This is a genomic window from Exiguobacterium sp. s157 (genome assembly GCF_018618205.1).
Lineage (GTDB): Bacteria > Bacillota > Bacilli > Exiguobacteriales > Exiguobacteriaceae > Exiguobacterium > Exiguobacterium chiriqhucha.
Map to the genome: position 1 here is coordinate 483,077 of NZ_JACSLQ010000002.1, position 18,794 is coordinate 501,870.

Annotated in this window: 12 protein-coding genes and 1 pseudogene; all 13 read left to right on the forward strand. The window is 53.1% G+C overall.

What is annotated here, in order from left to right:
• The first annotated feature begins 113 nt into the window (after positions 1–113).
• The 13 genes and pseudogenes from KNP67_RS06285 (at position 114) to KNP67_RS06345 (ending at position 18,786) form a co-directional block, all read left to right on the forward strand.
• On the forward strand, positions 114–2,189 hold the full coding sequence (locus tag KNP67_RS06285; protein WP_214714150.1) for a bifunctional metallophosphatase/5'-nucleotidase: 2,076 nt from the start codon (positions 114–116) through the stop codon (positions 2,187–2,189).
• Between the two features lie 199 nt (positions 2,190–2,388).
• Positions 2,389–5,073: a glycosyltransferase gene (locus tag KNP67_RS06290; protein WP_131471836.1), complete on the forward strand. Its 2,685-nt coding sequence runs from the start codon at positions 2,389–2,391 to the stop codon at positions 5,071–5,073.
• A 9-nt stretch (positions 5,074–5,082) separates the two neighbouring features.
• Entirely contained in the window at positions 5,083–5,388 is a 306-nt protein-coding gene (locus KNP67_RS06295; protein WP_021066429.1) for a hypothetical protein, read from the forward strand.
• A gap of 81 nt (positions 5,389–5,469) precedes the next feature.
• On the forward strand, positions 5,470–8,541 hold the full coding sequence (locus KNP67_RS06300; protein ID WP_214756245.1) for a CgeB family protein: 3,072 nt from the start codon (positions 5,470–5,472) through the stop codon (positions 8,539–8,541).
• Positions 8,538–10,712, forward strand: a complete 2,175-nt coding sequence (locus KNP67_RS06305; RefSeq protein ID WP_214756247.1) for a glycosyltransferase — start codon at positions 8,538–8,540, stop codon at positions 10,710–10,712. Before KNP67_RS06300 ends, KNP67_RS06305 begins: the two co-directional genes overlap by 4 nt.
• Positions 10,713–10,853: 141 nt before the next feature.
• On the forward strand, positions 10,854–12,143 hold the full coding sequence (locus KNP67_RS06310) for a nucleotide sugar dehydrogenase (RefSeq protein ID WP_021066432.1): 1,290 nt from the start codon (positions 10,854–10,856) through the stop codon (positions 12,141–12,143).
• A gap of 16 nt (positions 12,144–12,159) precedes the next feature.
• Entirely contained in the window at positions 12,160–12,957 is a 798-nt protein-coding gene (locus KNP67_RS06315) for an ABC transporter permease (RefSeq protein WP_021066433.1), read from the forward strand.
• Positions 12,958–12,964: 7 nt separating this feature from the next.
• Positions 12,965–13,741 (forward strand): annotated as a pseudogene (gene tagH / locus KNP67_RS06320) (teichoic acids export ABC transporter ATP-binding subunit TagH); the annotation flags it as partial.
• Between the two features lie 80 nt (positions 13,742–13,821).
• Complete coding sequence (gene wecB / locus KNP67_RS06325; RefSeq protein WP_131471841.1) at positions 13,822–14,928, forward strand: non-hydrolyzing UDP-N-acetylglucosamine 2-epimerase; 1,107 nt, start codon at positions 13,822–13,824, stop codon at positions 14,926–14,928.
• Positions 14,929–15,005: 77 nt separating this feature from the next.
• Positions 15,006–15,485: a hypothetical protein gene (locus KNP67_RS06330; protein WP_214756249.1), complete on the forward strand. Its 480-nt coding sequence runs from the start codon at positions 15,006–15,008 to the stop codon at positions 15,483–15,485.
• A 24-nt stretch (positions 15,486–15,509) separates the two neighbouring features.
• Positions 15,510–16,943, forward strand: a complete 1,434-nt coding sequence (locus tag KNP67_RS06335) for an MBOAT family O-acyltransferase (RefSeq protein WP_214756250.1) — start codon at positions 15,510–15,512, stop codon at positions 16,941–16,943.
• Positions 16,944–16,961: 18 nt separating this feature from the next.
• Positions 16,962–18,203: a DHHW family protein gene (locus KNP67_RS06340; protein ID WP_214756251.1), complete on the forward strand. Its 1,242-nt coding sequence runs from the start codon at positions 16,962–16,964 to the stop codon at positions 18,201–18,203.
• A 79-nt stretch (positions 18,204–18,282) separates the two neighbouring features.
• Positions 18,283–18,786: a YdcF family protein gene (locus KNP67_RS06345; protein WP_214756252.1), complete on the forward strand. Its 504-nt coding sequence runs from the start codon at positions 18,283–18,285 to the stop codon at positions 18,784–18,786.
• Positions 18,787–18,794: the final 8 nt, after the last annotated feature.

The window sequence follows — 18,794 nt, forward strand, 5'->3', positions numbered from 1 at the left end:
ACGATAGGTCTGAAGACGGAATAGGGAGCAAGGCCGATTATCATCCGTCGGACATTGTAAGCGCTATCATTCGTTTTAGTTCTGCTTCACCACATTTGAAAGGGGAAAATCAAATGCTCACACGTAAAACGAACAAGTTGTACGCTTCACTCGCTGTGGCGGCTATCACCGCTTCATCGATCGTTCCGGCAGCGACAGCTGACGCGGCACCAAAAGTTAAGACGGTCAAACTGAAAGCCGACTTCGTCCGCGGAGGCGACCTCGACGCCACGCTCGACAAGACATATCAAGGTGCCAAAATCCATTGGTACAAATCATCGGTGAAGTTGAACAAACTCGGTACATATCAAACGGCGAAAGGGATCGTGGTCGGCAAGGGGATTAAAGTCGAGAAGCGTGTCCGCGTCTTGAACTATCCGGTTGCCATCGAACCGGGAGAAGCACTCTCGTTCAAACAAGGGGAGAACGTGCCGAGCGCACTTCGTCTCGATGTTCGCTTCGCGAACGGTACGGTCGAGCGTCTCGTCCGTGTTCACGGCATCGATACATCTAAAATCGGTTCGTTCACGGCGCATGCGAAATTTACGAGCAATGGCCGCACAATCGAAGCTGAACTTCCATATTCGGTCGGTGGGAACACGGTATCGTTCATGCACACGAACGACACGCACGCTTCACTCGACTTGGCACCAAAACGCGCGACAGCTGTGAAACAAGTCCGCGCCGAGAAGCCGAACGCACTCTTGATTGACGCTGGGGACGTTTTCTCAGGTTCGCTTTACTTCAACAAGTTTGAAGGAATGGCTGACTTGAAACTCATGAACTACATGAAGTACGACTTGATGACACTCGGGAACCACGAGTTCGATCTCGGTGGCGACGAAGACGGCAACGCCGAACTTGCCAAGTTCATCCGCTACGCGAACTTCCCGTTCGTCAGCTCGAACCTCGACTTCTCAGCAGACACAGACTTGAACCCGCTCTTCCGTGACGCGGTGACAGACAAGCCGTATAACGGTCGTCTGTATGAAGGCGTCATCAAAGAAGTGGACGGCGTCAAAGTCGGATTCTTCGGTCTCACGACAGAAGAGACGTCTGAAATCGCAAGCCCGGGCAACGCCCAGTTCCAAGACTACATCGCGGAAGCGAAAGCGGCTGTCGCAGCGTTCGAAGCAGCTGGCGTCAACCAAATCGTCGCCGTCACGCACTTAGGTTACGATGACAACCCAGCAGTCGACAACGACCAAATCCTCGCAGAAGAAGTCGAAGGCATCGACGTCATCATTGGCGGACACTCGCACTCGCTTCTCGCAGCACCGGTCGTGAAGAATGCGGATACGGACAACCCGACGTTGATCGTCCAAGCGTACCAGTACAGCCAATACCTCGGCACACTTGACGTCACGTTCGACCATGACGGAAAAGTTGTCGCCCACGAGGGTGCTTTAATCGATGTGACGAAGCTTGAGGCGGACGCGAAAGCGACTCAACTCCTCGCACCGTTTAAAGAAGAAGTTGATGAGTTGAAAAACCAACCGACTGGCGCCACGACAACAGCAGCGCTCACGAACCCACGTACGAGCGATCCAGACAACACGACTGGCGTGAGCGTTCGTAAGAACGAAACGGCACTCGGGAACTTGATCACGGACGGCATGCTCGCGAAAGCGAAGACGTTCAGCCCTGACGTCATCGGCGCGATTCAAAACGGCGGCGGCATCCGTGCGGCGATCGACGAAGGTGAGATCACGATCGGCGAAGTGCTCACGACGCTTCCATTCGGAAACACGCTCGCCATCGCTGACCTTACAGGGACAGAGATTTACCAAACGTTCGAGCGCAGTGTCGGACCGCTTCCGAATGAAAACGGTGGGTTCCTTCACGTCGCTGGTTTGAAAGTGACGTACGATAGCTCGCAACCGTCAGGCGAACGCGTGACGAAAATCGAGTACATGAAAGACGGAGCACCGGTACTTGTGGAAAACGGACCAACGAAATATAAAGTTGCAACGAACGCCTTCACAGCGAAAGGCGGCGACGGTTTCGCGGAGCTCGGTGTTGCTTACACTGAAGGCCGAGTCCAAGACCTCGGTCTCTCGGACTGGGAAAACTTGCGCGACCACGTGGCAAGCCTTGTCACGGTCGAGCCGAAAGTGGAAGGTCGCATCGTCGACGTAGCAGCCGAATAAGCAGTCAAACTCTCCTGATGATTCAGGGGAGTTTTTTTGTTACAGGGAAGGAAAGTCGGGTATTACAAAAGAGGGGAATGGCAAGTCGTCCGATTGTCATCTGACTGAAATTGCTTGCCTATCTGATATTTGATACTATGACAGAGGGTGTAGGTGTGAAACCTACGATACGACATGATGAAAGAATGAGGCGAATTGAATGGATGTAAGACGATTATTGTCCGACGTTCAAGAGCACGCGAAATGGGTACGTGCAGAACGGGAACGGATTTCACAAAAAGAACCGCTAGATGAAGGCGATGTCATTCTCATCAATGACTTGCCGTCGTTGACGAAAAAAGCACAACTCCCATATTGGGATGACCAAAAGCTTGAGACGTATAACACCGGTCTCAAACAAGAATGGGATGCGGCGACCGCGCGTTTCCCGAACGACTTACCGGAATATCCAGCATCGAACGGGAGTACTTATTATAAGAAGAAACTCATCGATGTGGCGTTCGTCGGACCGGTCGAACGGGCCGACATGTGGAATCACGTCTGTAACGTCCATACGTTCAAGACGGTCACCGAGTTTTTAGAGCTCGTCAATGCAGGTGTGAACATCGAGTTCCTCATGATTAGCCCAATCCTTCCAGGTGATGAGGCGACAAGTTTTGAACACATGGCGACACCGCGCTCACACTCGCGCCAATGGCTCGAAAAATTGATTAAGCAAGCCAACTATCGCGACATCCCGGTCGTGTTCCATACCGAGGCCGACACGAATCATTACGCGCGTTACGCATCACTCGCAGCGAAGTGTGACATCGTCTTTACGGCCAATGAAGAGCGGGTCCAAGATTACACCGAACTGTGCAAACATGACCGTGTCTTCGTCATCAAGCCGTTTGTCAACCAATTGCGTCACAATCCGATCGGCATGACACGCGCCCGTTTGAACGACGTGCTCGTCACGAATGAGTTCCCAATGCGAAAAGCGTTCATGGAAGACGTCGACAAATTGATGGATGGCGTCTTAGAGACGGACCACCGTCTCCACGTGATTAAATCAGACCGTGACAAAAACGAGGAAGTCGGCGAAGCGTACCGTCAATATCTCGTCGCGAGCGAGACGGACATGGACCGTTTGAAAAAGTCCGTCGATTGGGTCCTTCACGTCAACGAAGTGAAGAACAGCCCGACGTATAGCGCACAAGCGATTTACGATGCGCAAGCACGCGGTAACCTCGTCTTGACGAACTATAATATCGCCGTCAACAACGATTTCCCGAACGTGTTCATCGCGACGGGCCGTCTCGACGCCAAACAGATTTTGAACATGTTCAAGACCGAGGACGAGAAGTACCGCCAGCAATTAGCGGGCGTCCGTACGATCATGGCCGGACATACGATGCATGACCGGTTCGAAGAGATGTTGTTCGCGCTCGGACTTGAGACGGAAGCACTCGGGGCCCGTCCGGTTCTCGTCGTCGGCTCAGGTGTCGAGTCGCGTCTTCAAGCTATGGTCGACGACCAGACGTACGCTAACGTCCGTTTCCGGATGGCAGATGCCGTGACGGAGACCGATTTGCAGGAAGCGGCGTTCGTCGCGTTCTTTGACTCGGCTTATACGTATGAAGCCTATTATTTAGAAGACTTGATTAACGCTTTCAAATATACGGACGTATCGTTCGTGACGAAAGCGGCCTACTTCGACGGCGAGACGCTCGTCTCGGGTCCGGAACACGATTTCGTGACGGACGTGACCGATGTCCATCGTTCCGTGTTCGTCGCGGAGCAACTGTCGCTCAAAGAAGTCGCAACACGGACGCTCAAGAGCCGGACGTTGCCGGGTTATGCCGTCGACCGGTTCGAACTCGTCAAAGGCGAGGTCGTCTTCCAACCGAACGCACCGCGCGACTACAAATTGTCTGTCGTCGTGCCGGTCTATAACAATGGTCGTTACTTGTACAACAAGTGCTTCTTCAGCTTGAAGCGGAGCACGATGTTTGACGATATGGAGATTTGGCTCGTGGATGACGGTTCGACCGACAACGAGACGAGCCGTTACGTCGAGCGCTTGGCGCGCGAACATGCGAACGTCTACACGTACTCGTTCGCAGACGGCGGCAGCGGCAGTGCCTCACGCCCTCGTAACAAAGGGGTCGAGCTGGCGACGACTCCATATATCGCTTTCCTTGACCCGGATAACGAGGCGGTCAACGATGGTTATCACGAGCTGTATCAGTTGATGACGCGCGAACCGGGACTCGATCTCGCTGTCGGCAGCATGTTGAAGCTGTCGAACCGCGAAGCGATGATCGAACTTGAAGGACTCGAGAAAGGCGGCATCCGCATGATTGAAGACCCGCGTGCCTACCTGCTCGAGCACAACTTCAAAGTGCAAAGCATCCAGGCGATGGTCATCCGTCGCGACTTCATCGTCGACAACGGCTTGAAACAAGTCATCGGGGCGGTCGGTCAAGATTCGCTCTTCTTCCAAGAGATGTTCTTATCGGCCGAACGTGTCGCACTCGTCGACTTGACGATTCACGACTATTACGCGGCCGTGGCGGGATCGACCGTCAATACGATCACCCGTCGTTACTTCGAGAAATGTGTGTTGCGCGAGACGGCCCGGGCGAAGGCGTTCGAGCGTGAAGGTGTGCTCGATGTCTATCGTGAGACTCGCTTCGAACGGTTCTTTGAGCTATGGTATCTCCAGTTCATCCGCCGGTCGCGGGACGAGGACTTCTTCGGCAACGCCGATTTGTTATATGCCATCTACGAGCAGTTCAAGCCGCTCGAACCGAAGAGCCCCCGCTTCAAACAGTTCATCGATCTGTATGAGAGCGGTCAAAAAAATGAATTGAAACGTCTGTATTTCGACGTATTCCGTTGAGGTGACAACATGAGTGAACAATTGAAACAAGAAAAGAACCTTCTCGAGATGCAGCTCGCTGAACAAATCGAGGAAAATAAACGACTTCAACGTGAATACCGCATCACGAGCCAACAATATCAACGTCTGTTGCATCGGTACGCCGAACTGCTCTATACGGTGGAATGGATTTCAAAAGAAGTCGATAAGGCCGATAAACGCTATCGCCAACTTAATCGTAAATATCAAAGTTTGACCCAGTCGAAAGTCGGAAAAGGATTGCTCGCAGCGCGTGCCGTCCGAAGCCGTGTCGGCAAAATCGTCAAACGGAAATGACCAGCCGGGAGCGACATGTGATGTGTCGCTTCCTTATTAGTGAAATCGAGGGGAATACCCCGCAGTTTGGAGGAAAGACATATGGGTTGGCAAACGAAAGCACGTCGGGCGGCACATCTCGGTGTTCAACGCTCGCGTCGCGTCGGGAAACGCATCATCAACAAGGCGCTCAACCGCGTGACATCTCGTCAAGCGGGACCGATCGTCCCGAATTGGTACACCGCATCGGATGCGGTCCATCTAGAAGGGGCCGACGTCGTCATCTCACGCCCGGAAGCGGTCGTCTTGACGTATCGTCCGGACGAGAAAGAAGACACGATCGACATCAAAAAAGTTTTCTCGAAATCGAATCGGACGATGCACGTCCAGTTCCGCGCGAAGGCGGCCGGTGATGTCACACCTGCCATCAAAGTGTCGCTCTATCAACGGAACAAACATTCACGTGACGTGTTCGTCTACAATCAGACGCCGACCGATATCGCCTTGCTCGCGAACGAGACGAAAGTCCGCTTCACGGTCGAGACGGAAGGAAAAGGCTCGTATAGTGTCATCGAACTGAACGTCAACGGTGTCTCGCTCTGGGACGTCGAAGGAATGGCTTATCACATGCAGGATAGCGATTTCGACTATCGCATCGATTTGACGCCGAAACAGCTCGAATTGATTTCGGCCATCAACCGTGTCGTCGACTTTGAAGATGACAAACTGTTGCTGCACGGTGTTGGTGGCCAATACGTCCACTTCGGTGTCGGCGAATCGGCCCTCCCGCATGTGAACACGAAACGCGCCATCGACTTCCCGCTCGGGGATATGGACGATGACGTCTATCGTTTCTATTTAAAAGGGACGGTGACGGGCACGGCGAACGCCTCGCTGTTCGTCGTCACGTATACGGCCGATGGACAAGATCAAATGATCGAGGTCCCGCTCGGACTGAGTGGCATCATCCGTCTGACACCGAGTCATACGACGGTCCGTTATTTCGTCCGCTTGTCTGGCCACGGTGAACTACATGGTTTGAAACTCGGCATGGTCCGCGAGAAGAGCGTCCGCCGTGAAGAAATTTTATCGCTCAAACCATCGATGTGGACGGTGCCGACACCGGACACGATCAAACTGAAACATAAGCACGACCAGCTCGTCGTCAAGTTGAAAACCGGGGAAGGCAATCGCCGTTACATCTCGTATGCTGAGACGAACAACAGCTTCAAGCTGTTACCGGTCGACTTCTTGTTCGACGTCAAATCGAACAGCCGTTACCGGGTCACGCTCGACGGCGAGATGGGAGAAGGGACAAACGTCGTCCTCTATATCATCACGTACTCGACGGAAGGTCGCTTGAACATGCAGCAAGTCCAACTCGGCTCGGAGAAGATTTTCGAGTTTGAGAAAGAGGCGCGTCGTCTCCGCTTCGCGCTCCGTGTCGACGGCGATGGGGAAGCAGTCATCGACCGGATTCGCGTCACTGAAGAGATCATCAGCGACCGCACGCGTAGCCCGGAATGGCTCGATGTGCGCGAGGCCCGTCTCTTCCGTGCCGTGCCGCGTGAGTTGCACGAATTGAAAGTCGCGGCCATCTTTGATGAGTTCACGACCGCCTCGTACCGCCCAGAATGTGACTTGATCACGTTCACACCGGATAACTGGCCGGCCGTCCTCGCCGATGAACAACCGGACTTCTTGATGGTCGAGTCGGCGTGGAAAGGGAACGCCGGGGCGTGGGAGAAGAAGGTCGTCAAATACGGCACGAACACGTGGGAAGAGCTCGATGGCCTGCTTGAATGGTGCTGTCACAACAACATCCCGACCGTGTTCTGGAACAAAGAAGACCCGATTCACTACGACCGTTTCATCGAGACGGCGAAACGGTTCGACTACGTCTATACGACGGACGAGAACCGGGTCGAGGATTACATCCGCGACTGCGGACACGACCGTGTCGGCGCACTTCCGTTCGCCGCACAACCGAAAGAACACAACCCGATTCGTTTACCGGGGACACGTGAACCGTACGCCTCGTTCGCGGGCTCGTATTACGCGAACCGACACGAGTCGCGCCGTCAGGACATGGACCGTTTGTTCGCCGCGGCGGACCGCTACGGCCTCGTCATCTATGACCGCAACTATGAGATGAACCAACGCGGCGAGACGGATCAGCTCCAATTCCCGGAACAGTTCCGTGACTCGATTCGCGGAAGTTTGAAATATAACCAAATCGCGAAAGCGTATAAAGGCTTTAAAGTCATGCTGAACGTCAACTCGGTCAACGACTCACCGACGATGTTCTCGCGTCGTGTGTTCGAAGGCCTCGCTTGTGCGACGCCGGTCGTTAGCACGCGCTCCATCGGTGTCAAACAGATGCTCGGCGATTATGTCTTCCTCGATGAGGGTGACGCCATGCTCGACGAGACGTTCAAGAAGCTGTTGACTGATGACGCGTTCTATGAGGACGTCGCCATGCGCGGGATGCGTCACGTGTTGACGTATCATACGTACACGCAACGTCTCGCCCAAGTCGTCGGGGCAATCGGTATCCCATACCGTGTCGACCACGCGCGGGTGGCCATGGTCGCCATCGTCCGCTCGAAAGAGGAGATGGAGCGGGTCGTATCGATTTTTGAAACGCAAGACTACAAGCATACGCACCTCGTCGTGTTCCTCGATAAGTTCGACGGCTATATCGACGTCTATAACGAGTACAACACCGAGACGATCTCGACGTTCATGCTCAGTTATTTGACGCAATATAACGCCTTATCTGAGATTTTGGACGGCTTCGAATGGATGGCGTTCGTGAACCGGGACGACTATTACGGCCCGTCGTACGTGTCCGACTATATTTTGGCGGCGCGTTATGCCGACGCCAACATCTTGACGAAAGGCGACCACTATACGTTTGATGGGACGCTCGAGAAACAAGATGTGGATGCGAGCTATCGCTACGTGTTCGACGCCGTGCCGACGCGTTCGCTCGTCAAACCGGCGGCGCTCCGTTTCTACAGCATCCAAGAGGCACTCGACGTGCTGACGAACGATGCGTCGCTCCAAGAGTTGGCCCAGTCCGGCGAGCGGATCTTTAGCATCGACCCGTATCAATACGTCAAAGGCGGAGCCAATCTCTCCGACGAGATGGCCCAGGAGGTAACGTTATGACGAAAGCACCGCTTCGCGTCCTCGTCTATGGGGACGTGAACTTGAACTTGATTGACGGGTCGGCCATCTGGCTGACGTCCGTCGTCCATATGTTGAAACAAGACCCGTCGATTCACGTCGACGTCTTATTGAAACGCTCGATCGTCAAACCGGAAGTGACGGCGTCGATTCGTGAGTTGCCGAACGTCCGCTTCCTCGACGTATTTGGCGAGACGTCACCGAAGAAAGACGAACCGTACTATGAGAAGAAAGTACTCGAGCCGTCTGAAGCGGCCCAACTCATCCATGAGCTCATGATGAGCGGCTCGTACGACTTGGCCTTCATCCGTGGCTTCCAGCTCGCCTACAACTTGTCGGCGTATAAGGACACGATGGCGAAGACGTGGACGTATATCACCGACTTCACCCACGACCATACGCAGGCGTCGGACGAAGAATTGGCCCGCTTGAAGCAAATCGCCTCACGCTCGGCCCGCATGCTCTGCCAGACGTCGGCGATGAAAGATTATTTTGAGACGTTCCTCCCGACGGAGCGACCGTTCCTCATCTTGAACCCGATGATTCCGAACGTGAAAGAGGCGACGCCATCGTTCACGAAACCGAACGACCGCCTCGTCTATACAGGCAAGTTTGCGCCGCTCTGGTATTCGAGCGAGATTTTGACGGCGTTCGCAAAACTGCGCGCAGCACATCCGACGGCCGAGCTTCATGTCGCCGGTGACAAGTTCAATCAAGACCCGAACAACCCGAACTTCCGCAAAGACGTGACACATCGACTCGGTCACGATCCAGGCGTGACATGGCTGAAAGGAATCCCGCGTCGCGACGTCGAGACGTTAATCGAGTCGAGTGCGGTCGGAGTATCTTGGCGCCATCCGGAACTCGACGCCTCGCTCGAACTGTCGACGAAGCTGCTCGAGTATGGTGCGCTCGGAAAGCCGGTGCTGCTCAACCGTAATCCGATGCATGAGCTCATCCTCGGGGCGGACTATCCGTTGTTCGTCAATTCAGAGTCAGAGTTCATCGACAAGGCGCGTCTCGCGCTCACGGACGCCACCATCTACCGTGAGGCCGCCAAGCGTCTGTATGACATGGCCCAGTATTATACGTTCACGAACACGCATGCGCGCCTCCGTGACGAGCTGTGGGCGATGAAGAAGTTGACGATCGTCTTCGCGGGCCACGACTTGAAGTTCTTGAAGCTGTTCATGCAGAAGTTCTCGGAGAACCCGCGCTTCAACGTGCTCGTCGACCAATGGGACGGCCATAAGATTCACAACGTCAATCACAGTAAGGCGTGCCTCGAGCAGGCCGATATCATCTTCTGTGAATGGGGACTCGGCAACGCCGTCTGGTACTCGGAGCACAAGTTGCCGCACCAGAAGCTGATCGTGCGGATTCACCGTCAAGAGAAAGAGACACCGTTCCCACGTCAGTACAACTTGCATAACATTGACAAAATCATCCTCGTCTCGCCGTATATGCTCGAAGAGATGTACCGTCTGTTCCGCATTCCGCGCCACAAGATGACGATGATTTATAACGCCGTCGACGGGAAACGCTTGGCTCAGCCGAAAGTGAAACAAGATTTGACGTTCCACCTCGGTATGATTGGCGTCAACCCGAAACTGAAGCGACTCGATTTGGCGCTCGATTTGCTCGAGCAGCTGTTGCAACAAGATCGTCGCTATAAACTCTTCATTAAAGGACATCATCCGAACGAGATTTATTGGATCAATAAACGGGAAGATGAAAGAGCGTATTACGACAAGTTGCTCGCCCGACTTGAAGAGCCGCAGTTCCAAACGAGCGTCCAGTTCGACGGACACGGCGATGATGTCGCTGAATGGCTACAAAAAATTGGCTTCGTCCTCTCGATGAGCGATCTCGAGAGCTTCCATTTGGCACCTGCCGAAGCGATGACGTCGGGCACGTATCCGCTCATCCGTCACTGGACGGGGAGCGAGACGATTTATCCGGACGCGTTATTATTGGAAGATGTGTCCGACGCCGTCGGCATCATCCGTTCGTACGCCGACGATTCCGATCGTCTGCTCGAAGCGGCAAAACCGCTTCAAACCTATGCATTTGAGCACTTCGCGGTCGAAACACTTGCTAAAAAGCTGGAACAGCTTATACTAGAGGCGTTGTCCGAAACTGAAAAACATTGATTTGTCATTAAAATGTAATTGCCCGGCTGATTTGTTCAAGAGTATAATGAGTATTGTTTTATTGTCGAAACTGAAATAAAATGATGGACATGCTCGCATCGAGAAATCGCAGGGCACACACACACTTGGAGGTTACTACAAATGAAAGTATGTACAGTAGGTCTTGGGTATATTGGTTTGCCGACATCGGCAGTCTTCGCTAAATACGGCGTCGACGTCGTTGGGGTAGACATCTCTCAAAACGTCGTAGATAAATTGAACCGTGGTGAAATCCACATTGAAGAGCCAGGTCTCGGCGAAGTCGTCGCAGACGTCGTCGCGCAAGGCAAGTTCCGTGCGTCACTCTCACCGGAGAAAGCGGACGCATTCATCATCGCTGTCCCGACACCAAACAATGATGACGAGCACAAGTCGTGCGACCTCACATACGTCTTGGACGCGACACGTAAAGTCCTTCCATTCGTCGAGAAAGGCAACGTCATCATCGTCGAGTCGACGATTGCTCCACGTACGATGGACGATTTCGTCAAGCCACTCGTCGAAGAAGCTGGATTCGTCGTCGGCGAAGACATCTTCCTCGTTCACTGCCCAGAGCGTGTCCTTCCTGGACAAATCTTGCATGAGCTCGTGCACAACAACCGCATCGTCGGCGGCATCACGCCTGCTTGTGCGGAAGCTGGCGCACGCGTCTACGGCACATTCGTCGAAGGCGAAATCGTCAAGACGGACGCGAAGACGGCTGAAATGTCTAAACTCATGGAGAACACGTTCCGTGACGTCAACATCGCCCTCGCGAACGAACTCGCTAAAGTTTGTAACGACCTCGATATCAACGTCCTCGACGTCATCGAAATGGCAAACAAACACCCGCGCGTCAACTTGCATAGCCCAGGTCCTGGCGTCGGTGGTCACTGCCTCGCGGTCGACCCATACTTCATCGTCGCGAAGTCACCTGACCTCGCTCAAATCATCAACTTGTCGCGTGAGACGAACGTCTCCATGCCAGCCTACGTGGCCGACAACGTCGAGAAGCTCGTTGCGGGCATCGAAGACGCGAAAGTCGCTGTCTTCGGCGTGACGTACAAAGGAAACGTCGACGACATGCGTGAAAGCCCAGCTGTCGACATCTGTGAGCTCTTGCTCGACCGTGGCGTGAACATCTCGGTTCATGACGGTCACGTCGAGAAGTCGACATCGAGCCGTTTCGACCTCGTCTCGAAAGAAGAAGCGATCGCAGGCGCGGACCTCGTCCTCGTCCTCGTCGACCACAACGAGTTCAAGACACTCGATTTCGCTGAACTCAGCGGAGCGATGCGTCGTCCGATGATCTTTGATACGCGCAACATCGTGAAGCCGGCTGGCGAAGATGTGGCAGTCGTTAACTACGGCAACTTGTACAAATTTACAAAGGAAACGAATCTCGTACGTTGATTCAAGGTGAATTCACATGTTTAAATCCGCGAAAGCTATTCTTTCAGAACTGCAGTCGAGTAAGTATCTGATCATGCGTCTCGCGACGTATGAGACGAAGAGCAACTATTCAATGCAGTACCTCGGATTTTTATGGGAATTCGTCACGCCATTGCTGCAAATCGCAGTCTATTGGTTTGTATTTGGATTTGGTATTCGAAGCGGCAGGCCGATTGATGGCGTGCCGTTTCTGCCATGGCTCGTTGCAGGGATTGTCGTCTGGTTCTTTATTGCCGCGGCAATCACTTCTACGGCTCGGTCTGTCTATTCGAAGATTGGGTTAGTTTCCAAGATGAGCTTTCCAATCTCAACGATTCCTGCTTACGTCCTGTTATCGTTGTTTTATCGCCATGCCATTTTAGTGGCGGTATCCTACGTGTTAATGTGGGCGTTCGGCTATCCGATGGGGCTCCATTCGCTTTGGTTCATATACTTGGCGATCAGTGCTCTTGCCTTACTTTACTCGCTAGCGTTAATCACGTCCGCACTGACGACCATCGTGCGCGACTTACAAAACTTACTGCAATCGCTCATGCGAATGCTCATGTACTTGACGCCGATTTTTTGGGTTCCGACCGGCCGTCTCGCAGAGGTTCTTCAAATCAACCCGTTGTACTATTTGATTGAAGGGTATCGTTCGATGTTCCTCGGGACCGATTGGCTCGCGAACAACTGGGCGTATGGTCTCTACTATTGGGCGATCGTGCTCGTCCTCTTCTTTGTCGGTTCGATGATCCATATGCGCTTCCGTCGATATTTCATCGATTACATTTGAGGAGGCTATCATGTACCAAGTTAAATTTGAGAACGTGTCAAAACGTTATACGTTATACAACAAGCCGACCGACAAATTGAAGGAGATTTTCCTCAATAAAACGAACGGCAAGCAATTCTACGCACTCCGGAACGTCACGTTTGAAGTGCCGCCGGGCGAAGTCGTCGGCATCATCGGCATCAACGGGTCAGGGAAATCGACGATGTCGAACCTGCTCGCGGATGTCATGCCGCCAACCCATGGTCAAATCGAGCTGAAAGGCAAGACGGCGCTCATCGCGATCTCGTCTGGCCTGAACGGGAACTTGACCGGGATGGAGAATATCGAATTAAAAGGGCTCATGCTCGGGATGACGAAACATGAGATTGCCGAGTTGACGCCAGAAATCATTGATTTCGCCGATATCGGTGACTTCATTCATCAACCCGTCAAGACGTATTCGAGCGGGATGAAATCACGCCTCGGATTTGCGATTTCGATTAACATCGATCCGGACATCCTCGTCATCGATGAGGCGCTCTCGGTCGGGGACCAAACGTTCACCGACAAGTGTCTCGCCAAGATGAACGAGTTCAAGGATCAAGGCAAGACGATTTTCTTCATCAGCCACTCCGTGTCTCAAGTCCGACAGTTCTGTACGCTCGGACTTTGGCTCGAGTTCGGCGAGGTCCGCGAATACGGACCGGTCGAAGAAGTCGCGCGTGAATATAACAAGTTTTTAAAATGGTTCCGTAACTTATCAAAAGATCAGCAAGACGCGTTCAAAGCGGATAAGTTGAAACGCCGGACAACCGTTGTCGAATCTACAGAGCTCGGCGAGACGTATATCTTGCCGCCGCTCACAGAAGAGGAGTTAGCGAATCGATGAAAAAAGTAATGACTGTCTTCGGGACACGCCCAGAAGCGATTAAAATGGCACCACTCGTTCTTGAGTTAAAGAAACGTGAAGGGGTCGAACCAATCGTCGTCGTCACGGCGCAGCACCGTCAAATGCTTGACCAAGTGCTCGAGTTGTTCGAAATCAAGCCAGACTACGATTTAGATATCATGAAAGACAAGCAAACGTTGTATGACGTGACGTCACGCGTCCTCAAAGGAATGGGAGAAGTCATCGCTGAAACGAAGCCGGACATCGTCCTCGTCCATGGTGACACGACGACGACGTTCGGGGCATCGCTCGCGGCGTTCTACAATCAAGTCGCGGTCGGGCACGTCGAAGCAGGTCTTCGCACGTACAACAAGTACTCGCCATTCCCAGAAGAGATGAACCGTCAGCTCACAGGTGTCATGGCCGACCTTCACTTCGCTCCGACGGAAACGTCGAAAGAGAACTTGCTTCGTGAAAACAAGCCGGAAGACAAGATCTTCGTCACCGGCAACACGGCAATCGACGCACTCAAAACGACGGTCCGCGAGGACTACTCGAACGAATTGCTCGATTCAATCCGTGAATCGGGACGCCGTCTCGTCTTGCTCACGGCCCACCGCCGCGAGAACCTCGGCGAGCCGATGCGCAACATGTTCCGCGCTGTGCGCCGTTTGATTGAGAAGTACGACGATATCGAAGTCGTCTATCCGGTCCACATGAACCCGGTCGTGCGCGAACTCGCCAACGAGATTTTGCACGATATCGACCGTGTCCACTTGATTGAACCGCTCGACGTCTTTGACTTCCACAACTATGCATCGATTTCGCACTTGATCCTCACGGACTCGGGCGGCGTGCAAGAAGAAGCACCGTCACTCGGTGTTCCAGTCCTCGTCCTTCGTGACACGACGGAACGTCCGGAAGGCGTGGCCGCTGGTACATTGAAACTCGCTGGTGTCGAAGAAGAAGTCATCTTCGGTCTTGCCGATGAGCTTCTCTCGGACGCAACGGCTTACGAGAAGATGTCGAAAGCCTCGAACCCATACGGTGACGGGGAAGCATCACGTCGCATCGTCGACGCCATTTTGGCAACAGACTTCTAATAACTTAATGTAAAAGAATAAGAGTTGTCTCGTACATGCGTACGGCAACTCTTTTCTTATAAAACGGAGGAAACGATATGGCAGTCAAAAGAATCCGCCCTGCGATTTATCATTATTATCCGCGCGGTTACCAAAAGGATCACTTACGGATGCGCGAAGAAGGGTATAAGACAGAGGTTACGTTCATGCCGGAGAGTGAGTCCGACTCGATTTACGTGCAACTGTTCGATTTGAAATTCGAGATTCCGCCGTCGCAAATGTTTTTGCCGGACGCGCAGATGGACCCTTGCCAAACGATTGGCCTCGATACGCATATTCACGTGCTCAGTGACAAGCCCGTGAAGCTCGAGATGTATTTCATGCAGTATACGAAGAAAGAACGCGTCTCGAATAAACGCTTCAAGTTGACGCTCAACCCGGGCGACAACCACATCGAGGAGTCGATTCCTCAAGTCGAAGGGGCAGAGTACTTCAAACTCTCTTACAAATATGTGATTGAGACGACGGAGCCTCAGACGATTCGACTCGATGATCTATACCTCTCGTTTGAGGAGTAATCTTGTAGGAAGGGACTAACTGATATGCTATTTAGTTCAACCGTCTTTTTATTTTATTTCTTGCCGATTGTACTCGGCCTGTACTTTATCTCACCGCGTCCCATTAAAAACACGATTTTGCTCGTCGCGAGTCTGTTTTTCTACGCCTGGGGTGAACCGCGATTTGTATTGATTATGCTTGCGTCGATCGCGATGAACTATGTCTTCGGACTGCTCGTCGACCGCGACCGTCATCATGAAAAGAAAATCAAGCTATGGATGACACTCATGGTGCTCGGGAACCTCGGGATGCTTGGGGTGTTCAAATATGCGAGCTTCTTCGTCGAGAACGTCAACAGCGTGCTCGGTTTCTCGCTGAACGACCCGGAAATTCCGCTCCCGCTCGGTATCTCGTTCTTCACGTTCCAAGCGATGAGTTACGTCATCGACGTGTATCGCAAGGATGGGCAAGTCCAACGCAACATCTTTGACTTGGCCTTGTACGTCTCGTTCTTCCCGCAATTGATTGCCGGACCGATCGTCCGCTATCAAACGGTCGCCGATGAGATCGTCGATCGTCGTGAGACGATTGATGACTTCGTGTCTGGGATTCAGCGCTTCGTCATCGGTCTCGGGAAGAAAATGATTTTAGCGAACAGCGCTGGCTACGTCGCCGATCAGATTTTCGGCATGCCGGCCGGAGAGATGTCGACGACACTCGCCTGGATCGGGATTATCGCCTATTCGCTCCAAATTTACTTCGATTTCTCAGGGTATTCAGATATGGCCATCGGGCTAGGGCGTATGTTCGGGTTCCACTTCTTAGAGAACTTTAACTACCCGTATATCTCTCGTTCTGTTTCGGAGTTTTGGCGCAGATGGCATATGTCACTCGGTAGCTGGTTCCGTGACTACGTCTATATCCCGCTCGGCGGAAATCGCCAAGGCGAATGGAAGACGTACCGTAACTTGGCTGTCGTCTGGTTCTTGACTGGGATTTGGCACGGGGCGAGCTGGACGTTTATCGCCTGGGGTGTATACTATGGGGTATTCATCATGCTCGAACGTGCATTCCTTGGGAAATGGTTGAAGGCGATGCCGTCTTGGCTGTCGCTGTCATTCACACTGTTCGTCGTCATCATCGGTTGGGTCTTCTTCCGAGCTGACGATTTCCCGTATGCGATTGCTTACTTGCAGACGATGTTCGGCCTTCACGGCGGACCGCTGTTCGATCAACAAGCGCTCTACTACTTGGTCCAATATGGGGTCGTGCTCTTGATCGCCATTATTGCGGCCACACCGATTCCACGTATCGTCGTCGGGAAGTTCTTGAGTCAAGAACTCGATGACACGAAAACGACGGCGACCCGCCGAATCGTCGGGCTCGTCCGGGTGAGCGGTGTGCTCGTGCTCTTCTTCTTGTCGATTTCGTATATCGTATCGAGCACGTTCAACCCGTTCATCTACTTCCGCTTCTAAAGAGAAAGGGGCAATATGATGCAGAAGCCATTAGATTCTAGAAAACCTAGCCCGCGGCCGATCGAGCAAAAGCCGAAAGGGCTCGAGCAATCCTGGTTCGCCGATTTTCTGTTGCTCGGTGTCTTTTTAGGAGTGATTTTCCTCGGACTGGCCACGTATTGGTTCGGTCAGGATCGGGAAGTATCGGTACTAGAAGGGCGTCAGCTCGCGCAACAGCCGGACGTCTCGGTCAGTGCCGTGCGGGATGGTTCTTATATGGAAGAGTTCGAAAGCTACTCGAGCGACCAAGTGTTTCAACGTGACCGTTGGATGGGTCTGCAGGCAGGCTTCCAAAAGAACGTCTTCCAACAAAAAATCAACAACGGGGTACTCGCCCTCGACAACGGGGTGCTCATCGGTCCGGATGAGCCTGTACGCGGGTTCGATAACATGAAGCGTCTGTTCCCTGAGTTCGGGGCAACGATGCAAGAACAGGATGTCCCGGTCTACTTCGCGTCCGCGCCGAGTAAGCCGGTCCATGCGGCGCAAAACGAGATGATTCCGGACTACGTTATCAGTGGCGACTTAGAGAGCCGAGGCAATCTCCATGACGCGGTCGAAGGAGCCGACTTTGAGCTCATCGACCTCGGAGAGACGCTCTTTGAGCAGCCGATGGAAGACATCTATTTCTATAACGATCACCACTGGAACGTGCAAGGCGCATTCCTCGGGTATCAGCAAATCATCGAGCGGCTCCAACAGGACTATGAGGACGTGCCAAAATTAGAGGCGTCCGATATGGAGACGTTCAAAATCGAACAGCCTTACTACGGCTCATACGCTCGTGAGATTTCACTCCCGTACGTCGAGAAGCTCGACTACTTGGAGTGGATGGAACCGAAAGACGGTTTCACGACCGAGGTATGCCGGAACGGGGATGATTGCGGTCATTCGGTCATCGCCCGCGAAGAAGCGGAAGAGACGAACCGATTCGCTGATTTCTATAAAGTGTTCATGAAAGACAACTACGCACAGCTGCGTATCGAGCAGAAAGATCCGGTCAACGACTTGCACGTGCTCGTCTTGAAGGATTCGTATGCGAACCCTGTGCTCGGCTTCCTCGGGGAGTCGTTCGGAACGGTCTCGGCGATTGACGTCCGCTACGCGGAAGGCAAAGTCGATATCACGGACTACGTCGAAGAGAACGATGTCGACCTCGTCTTGTTCATGCATAACGACCGTATCTCCGGGATGTCTGGGGATTATGAAGATAGCTTTTAACAAACTGCCAATCATCCATGTGATGATTGGCTTTTTTTGATGAGAAGTCGTTATACTAACAAGTAGGCAGGTGAGAGAGATGAAACGACGAACCGCCGACGGGACGTATCGGTACGTCCTCGTCCTCGGCGCCAAAGTGAATGGCATCCAACCATCGAGCGCCTTGCGCTATCGGATTGAGGCGGCCGCTGACTATGCAAAGCGGTATCCGCACGTCGAACTGATTGCTAGCGGAGGACAAGGACCTGATGAAGGGATGGCGGAAGCAGACGTCATTGCCCGGGAATTAATGGCCCGAGGGATTGACGAGACCCGCATCCATATCGAGGCGGAGTCGACGTCGACGGTGGAGAATTTTCAGTTGAGCCGCTCGATTTGGGACGGCGCGCCCGGGCTGACGATCGTTACGAACGACTTTCACGTCAGACGGGCCCGACTCGTCGGGCGGCTATATTTTGGACTCTCGACCGACGCGCTCTATGCGAAGACGCCGACGGCCACGAAACTGAAATACGTCGTCCGCGAACAGCTGGCGTACGTGAAACTGTTCATCAACTATATGCGCTGGAAATGGCGAGCATGACAAAAGGG